Annotated in this window: 9 protein-coding genes; 7 read left to right on the top strand and 2 right to left on the bottom strand. The window is 63.1% G+C overall.

Going from position 1 to position 12,137, the window contains the following annotated elements; all coding sequences use genetic code 11:
* From AC1D1X_RS05875 to AC1D1X_RS05850, 6 genes are all read left to right on the top strand, one after another.
* Nucleotides 1-2,481, top strand: a 2,481-nt coding sequence (locus AC1D1X_RS05875; RefSeq protein WP_477697962.1) for a YhdP family phospholipid transporter, incomplete at its 5' end; no start/stop codon positions are given.
* Nucleotides 2,482-2,483: 2 nt separating this feature from the next.
* Nucleotides 2,484-3,290: a carbon-nitrogen hydrolase family protein gene (locus AC1D1X_RS05870; protein WP_477670618.1), complete on the top strand. Its 807-nt coding sequence runs from the start codon at nt 2,484-2,486 to the stop codon at nt 3,288-3,290.
* Between the two features lie 10 nt (nt 3,291-3,300).
* Entirely contained in the window at nt 3,301-5,394 is a 2,094-nt protein-coding gene (locus AC1D1X_RS05865; protein WP_477670619.1) for a two-component system sensor histidine kinase NtrB, read from the top strand.
* A 10-nt stretch (nt 5,395-5,404) separates the two neighbouring features.
* Nucleotides 5,405-6,031 (top strand): response regulator transcription factor, encoded by a 627-nt coding sequence (locus tag AC1D1X_RS05860; RefSeq protein WP_457282424.1) that lies wholly within the window; start codon nt 5,405-5,407, stop codon nt 6,029-6,031.
* Between the two features lie 110 nt (nt 6,032-6,141).
* Nucleotides 6,142-7,389, top strand: a complete 1,248-nt coding sequence (gene mltA / locus AC1D1X_RS05855) for a murein transglycosylase A (protein ID WP_477670620.1) — start codon at nt 6,142-6,144, stop codon at nt 7,387-7,389.
* Between the two features lie 36 nt (nt 7,390-7,425).
* Entirely contained in the window at nt 7,426-7,764 is a 339-nt protein-coding gene (locus AC1D1X_RS05850; protein WP_477670621.1) for a hypothetical protein, read from the top strand.
* Nucleotides 7,765-7,844: 80 nt separating this feature from the next.
* Here AC1D1X_RS05850 and AC1D1X_RS05845 read toward each other — a convergent pair whose 3' ends face one another.
* Both AC1D1X_RS05845 and AC1D1X_RS05840 read right to left on the bottom strand, forming a co-directional pair.
* Nucleotides 7,845-8,501, bottom strand: a complete 657-nt coding sequence (locus tag AC1D1X_RS05845; protein ID WP_477673467.1) for a hypothetical protein — start codon at nt 8,499-8,501, stop codon at nt 7,845-7,847.
* A 136-nt stretch (nt 8,502-8,637) separates the two neighbouring features.
* Nucleotides 8,638-9,123: an Lrp/AsnC family transcriptional regulator gene (locus tag AC1D1X_RS05840; RefSeq protein WP_477697961.1), complete on the bottom strand. Its 486-nt coding sequence runs from the start codon at nt 9,121-9,123 to the stop codon at nt 8,638-8,640.
* Between the two features lie 185 nt (nt 9,124-9,308).
* Between AC1D1X_RS05840 and AC1D1X_RS05835 the strand changes: the two genes are divergently transcribed.
* On the top strand, nt 9,309-12,137 hold a 2,829-nt coding region (locus tag AC1D1X_RS05835), incomplete at its 3' end, for an indolepyruvate ferredoxin oxidoreductase family protein (RefSeq protein WP_477697960.1).

Here is a 12,137-nt window from a genome sequence, read left to right as displayed (position 1 = left end):
TTGCCGGACCGGGTGCGCCACTATGTGCGTGACGCGGTCGTGCAAGGCCAGGTCAGCGACGTGAAGTTCAAGGTCAAGGGACCGCTGGCGCAATTGCCTTTCACCAACCCGGCGCAAGGGGACTTCCGGGTGACCGCCAAGGTGCGGAATGGGCACTATGCCTATGTGCCCAAATCCATACAGCCGGCMGGAGCGGCGGGGTGGCCGGCCTTGACTGAACTCAACGGCGAACTGGTGTTTAACCATGCGGCACTTGAGGTCAACGACGTCACCGGCAAGGTCAATGGCCTGCCGGGTTTGCAGCTGGTCAAGGGTAATGCACGTATCCCTGACCTGACCCATGACACCACTGTCGAGGTGAACACACACCTCAAGGGGCCGCTTGCTGATGCGCTGGGGTTCGTCAACCAGTCCCCGGTTGCCGGCATGACCAATCATGTGCTGGCCAAGGCGGTTGCGGCCGGAACGGGCGAATACCGGTTCCGGCTGGACTTGCCTATCCACACGATCGATAAATCCCGGGTGGAAGGAACCGTCACTCTGCCCGGCAATGACCTGCAATTTGGCCTGGATACCCCAGCGCTGACAAAACTCAAGGGCGTTGTGACCGTGAGCGAACGCGGTTTCACCGTGACAGGCGCCCAGGCACGGCTGCTTGGCGGCGACGTCCGTTTTGACGGTGGCACGCGGGTGCAGGCGCGATCGCCCGGCAATGCAGAGCCGGAAAGCCTGGTGGCATTCAAGGCGCAAGGCGTTGTCACCGCTGAAGGGTTGCGTCAGGCCAGGGAGCTCGGCGCGCTTTCGCGCATGGCCCAAAATGCCACGGGCAGCACGGCTTACACCGCCTCGTTGGGTTTTCGCCGTGGCGTGCCTGAGCTGGTTGTCGCCAGYAGCCTGCAAGGCATGGCGCTCAACCTGCCCGCGCCCCTGAGCAAGACCGCAGAAGCGGCATTGCCGCTGCGGTTTGAGAATTCGCTTGTGCCGACCTCCATGGGGCCGGGGCAAAAGCTGGAGGACCAGCTTTCGGTAACCATTGGCCGTGTGGCGTCCGTCATGTATGTGCGCGACGTCAGCGGCAGCGAACCTCGTGTGATGCGGGGCGGAATCGGCGTCGGGCTGGAGCCGGGGGAGACAGTGCCCGTGCAGGAAGCCGGTGTGGCGGCCAATATCAACCTGGCCCACGTGGACCTCGATGCCTGGCAAAAAATACTGGCAGATTCTTCTTCCGGCAGCGCGCTCCAGACACCTCCGCCGGTGGCTGCCACTGCGGCGACCAACCGGGCCGCCGCGAACGCGTCCCTGACTTATCTGCCGACCTCCATGGCCATTCGCGCAAAGGAGCTGGTGATTGAAGGGCGCAAGCTGAACAACGTGGTGGTGGGAGGCTCCCGTGAAGGCCTGACATGGCGTGCAAATATCGACGCGTCGGAGCTCAATGGATATGTCGAATTCCGGCAGCCTGGCGGCATAGGGGCCGGGCGGGTCTATGCGCGGCTTTCCCGTTTGAGCCTGGCGCCAGGTACGGCCAGTGACGTGGAAGCGATCCTGAACGAGCAGCCCGCCAGCATCCCTGCCCTGGACATCGTGGTGGAAGACCTGGAGCTGCGCGGAAAAAAGCTGGGGCGGGTCGAGATCGACGCCGTCAACCGCGGAGCGTCTGCCGCGGCCCGCGAGGGCGTGCGCGAATGGCGCCTGAACAAGTTCAATGTGATCCTTCCCGAGGCGGTGCTGACGGCAACGGGCAACTGGGTGGCGATCAATGCCCAGAGCGTTGCGACAAATGCGCCGCGTGCCGCGCGCGCGGCTGCCGAGCGCCGCCGCACCGTGATGAATTTCAAGCTGGACATCGCCGATTCGGGTGAGCTGCTCAAGCGCTTTGGCATGGGTGAGGTCATTCGCCGTGGCAAGGGCAAACTGGAGGGGCAGGTCGCGTGGATGGGGTCACCTCTCAGCCTGGACTATCCCAGCATGAGCGGACAGTTCAACGTCAATGTGGAGTCGGGGCAGTTTGTCAAGGCTGACCCGGGCATCACAAAACTGCTGGGTGTGCTGAGCCTGCAGTCTTTGCCCAGGCGGCTGACCCTGGATTTCCGGGACGTTTTTTCCGAAGGCTTTGCCTTTGACTTTGTCCGCGGCGACATCAATATCAACCAGGGCGTCGCCTATACCAACAACCTGCAGATGAAGGGCGTGAATGCGGCCGTGCTGATGGAGGGTAGTGCCGATATTGCCAAGGAGACGCAGAACATCAAGGCGGTCGTGGTGCCGGAAATCAATGCCGGTACGGCTTCCCTGATCGCCACAGTCATCAATCCGGCCATCGGCCTGGGCAGCTTCCTTGCCCAGATGTTCCTGCGCCGGCCTTTGATGCAGGCGGCGACCCAGGAATTCCACATTGAAGGAACCTGGTCTGACCCGAAAATCATCAAGGTGGATCGCAAGGCACAGGCTGCAGCAGAGCCTGTTCAGGAGGTTCGTTAACCATGAAGATAGCTGCCATCCAGATGGTCTCAGGTACGCGCGTGCAGGACAACCTTGCCGCAGCCCGCAGCCTGCTTGAGCAGGCTGCGGCGCAGGGCGCCGAACTGGCCGTGCTGCCGGAATATTTCTGCATCATGGGCTTCAAGGACACCGACAAGCTGAAAGTCCAGGAGAGCGTCGGAACGGGCTTGATACAGGACTTCCTGAGCCGGTCGGCGCGTGAGCTCGGCTTGTGGATCGTGGGCGGCACGCTGCCCATGGCCACGTCTGATCCGGCGCGCGCGCGCAACTGTTCGCTGGCCTATGCGCCGACGGGCCAATGCATCGCGCGGTACGACAAGATCCATCTTTTTCGCTTTGCGCAGGGAAAGGAAGACTATGACGAAACGCGTGTGCTGGAGCCCGGCGCGCAGCCCGTCGGGTTTGATCTGGTTTCCCGCGATGGCCATGTCTACGCTGTCGGCATGAGCATTTGTTATGACCTGCGCTTCCCGGAGCTTTACCGCGCGTTGAAGGCCGATGTGCTGCTGGTGCCCAGCGCGTTTACCTACACCACCGGGCAGGCGCATTGGGAAGTGCTGCTGCGTGCACGCGCCATTGAAAACCAGGCCTATGTCATTGCGGCGGCGCAGGGCGGCACGCATGAAAACGGCCGTCGTACCTGGGGCCACAGCATGCTGGTGGATCCCTGGGGTGAGGTGCTGGCCCAGCAGGCCGAAGGCGCAGGCGTTGTTCTGGGTGAAATCTCCAGCACTCACACGGAAGGTGTGCGAAGCCGTTTGCCTGCATTGAACCATCGTTTCCTATGAGGCCGGCCGCGTGAGGTTTCCGTTTGCCAACGGCGTCAGCCGCGCCAGCAAGCGCTGGTCCCTGTGGGCGCTGCTGGTGGCGCTGCTGGTGGCGTTGCTGGGCATTCTGGTGTGGCTGGCGGGACGGTACGAGTCCAGCATGGTGCAAAGCCGGCTGGAGCATGACGCAGCGGAAGCCGTGACCGACATCCGCTCGGGACTGACGCGCAATATCCAGACCTTGCAGGCACTTCAGTCCAGCGACCGCACGCCGGAGTCGTGGCATTCGTCCGCCGCCGAGCTGCTTCGCGAGCGCCGTGAAATCATGCGGCTTGAATGGCGCAGCGAAGCGCTCGATGTGCTCGGGTTTGTGGAGACGCCCTATCGCACTTCGGTGTTCGAGCGGCTCGGGCGGGGCAGTTTGCAAACCGACGTGGGCCTGACCTGCACCACGGCCCGGCGCCTGAGCGGCGCGGCCTACTCCACCAGTTATTTCATGCCGCAGCGCGATGGCCTGGGTCTGGAGGTGCTCGACATGTGCCTGCCCATCACGGTGTCGGGGCGCCTCACGGGGTATAGCGTGGTCACCTATTCGCTGCAGGACATTCTGGGGGAACTGGTCGGCCGCCAGCTCGCACGGGGCATCGGCCTGTCTTTTACCGAAGCGGACGGCACGCGCCTGGCCCTGCAAGGCGTGCCTTCGCGCGGCAGCCGGATTTATATTGCGCAACAGCTGCTGGACCTGCCCGGCAATACGCTGGTGGTCAGGATGGAAAGCCGGCTGGGCACGCCGGCCCTTTTTCCCAACGTGCTCACCGCACTGGTAACCGCCATGTCACTGGCGCTGCTTGCCGTGTTGTACCTCCTCGCAAGGGATATGCGCCGCAGGCTGAAAGTCGAGCATGACCTCGGCGAGGCCCTGGCTTTCCGCAAGGCCATGGAGGACTCCGTGCTGACCGGCCTGCGCGCGCGCGACCTGCACGGGCGCATCACTTACGTGAATCCGGCGTTTTGCAAGATGGTTGGCGTGGACGCCAAGGACCTGCTCAACCAGAGCTTTCCCTCGCCCTACTGGCCACCCGAACTGGCCGGCGTTTATCAGCAGCGCCAGGAAATCCGGCTGGCGGGCAACAGCCTGCCCAGGGAGGGTCACGAATCGGTGTTCATGCGGCGCGATGGCACGCGGTTCCCCGTGTTGATCATGGAAGCTCCGCTGATCAATGCCGTGGGCAAGCACACCGGCTGGATGAGTGCGATTCTGGACGTCAGTGAACAGCGACGGGTGGAAGAGCTTTCCCGTGCCAGCCAGGACCGTCTGCAGGCCACCGCACGATTGGCGATGGTTGGCGAGATGGCCTCGCTGCTCAGCCACGAACTCAACCAGCCGCTGGCCGCCATTTCAAGCTACGCCACCGGCTCACTCAACCTGCTGCAGGATGGCATGGACCATGACAAGCCGCTGGCAGCGAACGCCAGCTCAGCCATGGCACCGTTGTCGGAAGATTTGCAGCTGGCCATGCGCCGCATTGCCGAGCAGGCCGAACGCGCGGGAAAGGTCATCAAGAGCGTGCATGATTTTGTGAGGCGGCGCGATCAGGTGCGCGAAGCCGTGCAGCCTCGCGCCCTGCTGGACGCCATCATGCCGCTGGTGACCCTTCAGGCACGCAAGCTCGGCGTGCGCGTGGTGATCGAGGTCGACGAGACCTGCACGCCCGTGCTGTGTGACCGCACCATGGTTGAGCAAGTGCTTCTCAACCTCTCGCGCAACGGCATGCAGGCCATGCAGGCTGCGGCCCACGAAGGAGGGGCGGCGGAGGCGGCCCCGCGGGAAAAGGTGCTGACGCTGCGTATCCGTCCGGCCGCATCGAACGCACAGAGCCGCTGGGTGGAATTTTCGGTGACGGATTGCGGTGAAGGCATTTCCAGTGAAGTGGCCGAGCAGCTCTTCACGCCTTTTTTCACTACCAAGGAAGAGGGTATGGGGCTGGGCCTGAGCCTGTGCCGCACGGTGATTGAGCAGCACGGCGGCTTCCTGGGGTTTGAGCCCGGCCAGCCGCGGGGTACGATTTTCAGTTTCACCTTGCCGGCGGCCCTGCCGCATGATGCAGGGGCGCATACAGCCTGAAGGACACAGCATGGAACCCATTCAAAATGCCACGGTTTATATCGTCGACGACGATGCCAGCGTGCGCGACGCGCTGGCCTGGCTGCTGCGCTCGCGCCGCCTGCTGAGCGAAACCTTCGACAGTGCAGAGGCGTTTGATGCGCGCGTATCCCAGCAATTCGCGGTCAAGTCGCCTTCATGTGTGTTGCTGGATGTACGCATGGCGGGCCTGAGCGGTCTGGCCATGTTCGAGAAGCTGATTGCCTACGGCTTGCTGCCCACGTTGCCGGTGATCTTTTTGACGGGCCATGCGGACGTTCCCACGGCGGTCGACGCGGTCAAGCGCGGCGCTTTTGATTTTTGCGAAAAACCCTTTTCAGACAACGCATTGGTAGACCGCATTGAACAGGCGCTGAACCATTCTGCCGGGGCACTGGCGCAGCACAGCGAGTCGACGGGCCTGCAGGCCCGTCTCGACGGCCTGACAGACCGTGAGCGTGATGTGATGAAGCTGGTGGTGGGTGGGTTGCCCAACAAGCTGGTGGCGGACCAGCTTGACATCAGTGTGCGCACGGTGGAGGTCCACCGTGCCAGGGTTTTTGACAAAATGGGTGTCAAGTCGGCGGTGGAGCTGGCCAACCTGCTGCGTAACCTGTAATTGCAGCGCTGTGCCGGGCTTATTTTTTTTCGGGCTCTGCCGGGATCTCTGAGTGGACCGATTCCTTCAATTCGCCATTTTTACGGCCCGAAAACATCGTCCACCACACAATGAACACCAGCAGCAGCAATGCCCCCAGGGCTTCGAGCAAAAGTAGGGCCATGACATTTCCTTGGATTTCAAAAGAGGCTTCGATGCCTGTGCTGCCGTCAATGCGTTCCATGCGGCTTGTCCCAATTATCGCCATGGCGGCGCTGCTTGCTTCCTGCGCAAGCCCGCCCCGGCCGCCTTCGACCGTCCCGGCGGGCGAGCCCACAGCCCCGGGCGTGCGCGCCGGCGATACCGGCCCATTGCCTGCGCCCATGGTGCAGGGGAAAAGCCGCTGGGTCGCGGTCCGCTGGGCCGAGTTGCCCGGCTTCGAGGAAGACGCGCTGTTTGAGGCCTGGAACGCCTGGCTCAAAAGCTGCGAGCGTCCCGGCCCGGGTTTTGCGCCGCTATGCGGCGAGATCCGGCGCCTTAGCATTGCGTCTGCCGATGAGCAGCGCAACTGGATGGTCAGGCGGCTGCAGCCCTATCGGGTGGAGAGCCTGCAAGGCGTAACCGAGGGGCTGTTGACCAGTTACTACGAGCCTGTGCTCAGGGCCAGCCGGCAGCCCGTTGCGGGTTACGAGGTGCCGCTGTACCGTCCTCCCGCATCGCTGGGCAGCCGCAAACCGTGGTTCTCCCGGCAGGAAATCGACACCCTTGCTGAAGCCAAAGCGGCGCTGCGCGGCCGCGAGATCGCCTGGCTGGCCGACCCGGTTGAGGCGATGTCGCTGCACATACAAGGCTCGGGCCGCCTGAACATCACCGAAGCCGATGGCTCACAGCGTGTCGTGCGTGTGGCCTATGCCGGCTCGAACGAGCAGCCGTTTCGCAGCGTGACCCAGTGGCTGCTGGAGCAGGGCGAAGGCCGCATGACGGCGCCCTGGGTGGAGTCCACCAAGGCATGGGTTGCAAAAAATCCGCAGCGCGCGCAGCAAATGCTCTGGAGCAACCCGCGCTACACTTTTTTCCAGGAGCAGCCGCTGAGTGAACTGGATACCGCCTTTGGACCCAAAGGTGCGCAGGGCGTGGCGCTGACACCGGGCCGTTCCATTGCAGTTGACCCGGGAAGCATTCCCTACGGCACGCCGGTGTGGCTGGCGTCCCGTGGCGGTGCGGCCAACCTGCAGAAGCTGGTGCTGGCGCAGGACACCGGCAGCGCCATCGTGGGTGCGGTCAGGGCCGATTACTTTGCCGGAACCGGCCCCGAAGCCGGCCTGCTGGCGGCACGTGTCAACCAGCCGCTGCGGCTCTGGGTGCTCTGGCCGAAGTGAGTGCTCGAAACGTTGGGCAAGCCTGAAGGAGATTCCATGAAACAACTGTCGGCCCGAACCGGGATGGCCTTGGTGGGGGTGACCGGAGCGCTTGTGCTGGCAGCCTGCGCGGCGGGTGGCGGGCCTTCGTCTACCGCGCAGTACCGCTGCGAACACGGCGCTGACTTCAAGGTGAAATTTGTGGACGACACCGCCGTGCTGGATAGCGCCGGCGGCTCGGACCTGCTGTTTCGTGACGCAGGCGGCCAGGGTGCGCAGCAGACGGTGTACAGCAATCCGCGGATGCGCGCCGAGTTTGGCCTGGGCGCCAGCGGCCGTGAGGCGGTGCTGCGTTATTCCTTGCTGCCGCTGACGTCACGCTGCGTGCGCGACTGATTCCCTGGAAAACCTCTTTGCGTTGTTGTGCGGACCTGCCGTGCCACAATCGTTTCACCGCGATTTGTGGGCGGCTTCTTCTAGCGCACGGAGAGGCGGACTTCTACCCTCATGCCGTCCCGACGGGTCGATTGCCGGCTGTCGGCGATGCCGCTGCTGCTGCCGGCGCTCGCATCGTCCGATTCGGCCACGGTGACCCATTCCCCGAGGCGAACGGTTAGCGAGGTGCTGGTGGACGATGAGGACAGGGGAGCCTGCGGCGACGAGCCTGTGCGGCTGGCCTGCCCCGCGGCCAGTTCCAGCTCCACGCTGTCGCCGCCGTACCAGGTGGGCCTGGCTGAAAAGCCGCTGTTGGCCTCGATGAACACGGTGCCGGCCTGGCGCGCCTGTACCAGCCGCAGCGGCTGGCTGTTGCCCAGGTTGATGTTGGCGTTGCGGCCATTGAGCACCAGCACGCGCTGCACCAGGTCGCGTGAATCGCTGCGCTGGCTGTCCTGGGCTGTGATCTGCGCATTGAGGCCCGAACGGCCCGGTTGCAGCACAACACCGCCTTGTGCGCCGAGGGCGCTCTGGGAGCGCAGGCTGCTGCCGGCCTGCCGCACTTCGATCTGCAGGTTGCGCATGGGTAGTGGCTCTGGATTTGCTCCTGAATTGATAGCGGGTTGCGCTTGCAGGACGGGCGCCAGAGCCATAAAAAGCATAAAGGCCAAAGAGGCGGGGCTGGAAAATGGTTTCATGCGGGGCTCCTTGAAGCGTTGTCTTGCAGGTGTTTCATGCGCTGGCCATTGTGCACAGTGGGAGAGCTTGATGCTATTAAATCAATAGCTGATTGCGCCCGTCGGAAAAGGGTTGCAAGCACTATTTTCTTGAATTTTAGGCTGTAGCTCGCGTCAGATGCCCCAACGGCAGCGCGCTGCTGGCTTTGACTTCGCCCAGCGAAAAACTGGTGTGCAAGTCTTTCACATTGGGCAGGTTGATCAGGTTTTGCAGCGCAAACTTGCTGAAGGCTTCCAGGTCTTGCGCCACCACCTGCAGCTCAAAGGTGCCGGTGCCGCTGATGTAGTGGCAAGAGACGATCTCCGGCAGCTTCTTGATGGCCTCTTCCAGCTGGCGCGTTGCGTCGCCACTGTTGCGGTCAGCGTCCAGCCGGACAAAAGCCAGCACGCCCAGCCCGAACTTGTGACGGTTGATCTCGGCCCGGTAGCCGGTGATGAAGCCGCTTTCTTCCAGCGCCCGCACGCGCCGCCAGCAGGGCGCGGCCGACAGGCCCACGCGGGAGGCGAGTTCCGTGTTCGTCAACCGGGCGTCGAGTTGCAACTCATTCAGGATGGCGATATCAAACTTATCTAATGTTTCCATATTCACAACTTTACAGCAAGATTCTTTCTGGAAGTGCCCTAAATTGGGCAAACAAAGCAAAGACATATCACGGCTGGCGGCATACACTTTGCATGCAACTAGAGGGCGCCCCCTATCCGGGTGTGGCCCTTCTGCCAGCCTGCCCACAAAGCGGTACTAACAAACAGTCCTGGAGACCCACGAACATGAACGCGCCCCTACCTGAACACATCCGCAAAGCGCTAGAGACCGTCACGCTTGACGATAAATATTCTTTAGGCCACGGCCGCGCCTTCATGAGCGGCGTCCAGGCGCTGGTTCGCCTGCCCATGCTGCAGCGCACGCGCGATGCGATCGAGGGGCTGAACACGGCGGGTTTTATCAGCGGCTACCGCGGCTCGCCGCTGGGCGGTTATGACCAGGCCCTGTGGGCTGCCAAAAAGCACCTGGCTGCGCAAAACATCGTGTTCCAGCCCGGCGTCAATGAAGAACTGGGCGCTACGGCAGTCTGGGGCACCCAGCAACTCGACCTGTACCCGCAAAGCAAAAAATTCGACGGCGTATTCGGCATCTGGTACGGCAAGGGCYCGGGCGTGGACCGCTGCTCCGACGTTTTCAAACACGCCAACATGGCCGGCACGGCCAAACACGGCGGCGTGATCGCCATCGCCGGCGATGACCATGTGTCCAAGAGCTCCACCGCCGCGCACCAGAGTGACCACATCTTCAAGGCCTGCGGCCTGCCGGTGTTCTTTCCGTCCAATGTGCAGGACATCCTGGACATGGGCTTGCACGCGTTTGCCATGAGCCGGTTTTCCGGCGTCTGGTCGGGCATGAAAACCATCCAGGAAGTGGTCGAGTCTTCGAGCTCCATCCTGGTCGACCCCGATCGCGTGAAGATCATCATCCCCGAAGATTTCGAGATGCCGCCTGGCGGACTGCACATCCGCTGGCCGGATGCTCCGCTGGAGCAGGAAGCCCGGCTGATGGACTACAAATGGTATGCGGCGCTCGCGTACATCCGCGCCAACAAGCTCAACTACAACGTCATCGCCGGCCCCAAAGACCGCTTCGGCCTGATCGCCAGCGGCAAGGCCTTCAACGACACGCGCCAGGCGCTGGCCGACCTGGGCCTGGACGAAGACACTTGCCACCAGTTGGGCATCCGCCTGCACAAGGTCAACGTGGTCTGGCCGCTGGAGGCCACCATCACGCGCGACTTCGCTGAAGGCCTGCAAGAGATTCTGGTGGTCGAGGAAAAACGCCAGGTCATCGAATACCAGATCAAGGAAGAGCTCTACAACTGGCGTGCCGATGTGCGCCCCAATGTGCTGGGCAAGTTCGACGAGCCCGAAGGCGACCAGTCGGGCGGCGAATGGGGCCGTTCCAACCCGAGCGACAACTGGCTGCTGCGCGCCAAGGCCGACCTGACGCCGGCCATCATCGCCAAGGCGATTGCCAAGCGCCTGAAGAAGCTGGGCGTACCCGCCGACATCATCTCGCGCATGGACGAGCGCCTGGCCATCATTGAAGGGCGTGAGCGCGCCCTGACCGCAGGCAAGGCCGACACCGGCGAGCGCGCACCCTGGTTTTGCAGCGGCTGCCCGCACAACACCAGCACCCGCGTGCCCGAAGGCTCGCGCGCCGTGGCCGGTATCGGCTGCCACTACATGGCGACCTGGATGGACCGCTCCACTTCCACCTTCACCCAGATGGGCGGCGAGGGCGTGACATGGGTGGGCCAGGCGGCGTTTACGACCGACGAACACATTTTTGCCAACCTGGGCGACGGCACCTACTTTCACAGCGGGCTGCTGGCGATCCGCCAGGCCATCGCCTCGGGTGTGAACATCACCTACAAAATCCTCTACAACGACGCGGTCGCCATGACGGGCGGCCAGCAAGTCGGCGAACGGCCTGAAGGCCATTCGGTGCTGCAGATCATGCAAAGCCTGCGCGCCGAGGGCGTGGCCAAGCTGGTCATCGTGACCGACGAGCCGCAGAAATACGACGGCGCGCCGCTGCTCGACGGTGTGACGGTGCACCACCGCGACGAGCTGGATCGCATCCAGCGCGAGTTCCGCGAGATCAAGGGCACGACCGCGATCATTTACGACCAGACCTGCGCGACTGAAAAGCGCCGCCGCCGTAAACGCGGCACCCTGGTGGATCCTGAAAAGCGCGTGGTGATCAACGAGCTGGTGTGCGAAGGCTGCGGCGATTGTTCGGTGCAATCCAACTGCCTGTCGGTGGAGCCGCTGGAGACCGAATTCGGCCGCAAGCGCCGCATCAACCAGAACACCTGCAACAAGGATTACTCCTGCGTGAAGGGCTTTTGCCCCAGCTTTGTGACCGTCGAGGGCGGGCAGCTGAAGAAGCCCAAAAAAGACAAGAAGGGCGCGCCCAGCAGCCTGTTCGCAGTTCCCGAGCCCGTGCTGCCTGTGGCGGAAAACGCCTGGGGCATTGTGGTGGGTGGTGTCGGCGGCACCGGTGTCATCACCATCGGCCAATTGCTGGGCATGGCAGCCCATATTGAGGGCAAGGGTGTGGTCACGCAGGATGCGGGTGGCCTGGCGCAAAAAGGCGGCGCCACCTGGAGCCATATTCAGATCGCCAACCGGCCGGAAGCCATTTACACGACCAAAGTCGACACCGCCAAGGCGGACCTGGTGATCGGCTGCGATCCGATCGTGGCGGCCAGCAAGTACACGCTGACCGTCATGCAGCCGGGCCGTACCTACGTGGCCATGAATTCACACGGCACGCCGACAGCGGCCTTTGTGACCAACCCCGCCTGGCAGTTCCCTGGCGGCAATTGCGAGACGGCCGTGACCTCCGCAGTGGGCGCTGACTTGCTCGGTAGCTTTGATGCTGAGCAGGTCGCGGTGCAGCTGGTGGGGGATTCGATCTACACCAACCCGCTCATGCTCGGCTTTGCCTGGCAAAAAGGCCGGGTGCCGCTGTCGCACGCCGCGTTGATGCGCGCGATCGAGCTCAACGGTGTGCAGGTTGACAACAACAAGGCGGCTTTTGAG

Source organism: Polaromonas sp. P1_G4 (assembly GCF_056405475.1).
Note: the sequence above shows the minus strand (reverse complement) of the source record. Positions and strands in the feature narration are given on the sequence as shown.

Excerpts from the sequence above, each read along its gene's own strand:
- AC1D1X_RS05860 (WP_457282424.1), top strand. The coding sequence starts at position 5,405 with ATGGAACCCATTCAAAATGCCACGGTTTATATCGTCGACGACGATGCC.
- AC1D1X_RS05845 (WP_477673467.1), bottom strand. The coding sequence starts at position 8,501 with ATGAAACCATTTTCCAGCCCCGCCTCTTTGGCCTTTATGCTTTTTATG.
- AC1D1X_RS05850 (WP_477670621.1), top strand. The coding sequence starts at position 7,426 with ATGAAACAACTGTCGGCCCGAACCGGGATGGCCTTGGTGGGGGTGACC.
- AC1D1X_RS05840 (WP_477697961.1), bottom strand. The coding sequence starts at position 9,123 with ATGGAAACATTAGATAAGTTTGATATCGCCATCCTGAATGAGTTGCAA.
- mltA (WP_477670620.1), top strand. The coding sequence starts at position 6,142 with ATGAACACCAGCAGCAGCAATGCCCCCAGGGCTTCGAGCAAAAGTAGG.
- AC1D1X_RS05870 (WP_477670618.1), top strand. The coding sequence starts at position 2,484 with ATGAAGATAGCTGCCATCCAGATGGTCTCAGGTACGCGCGTGCAGGAC.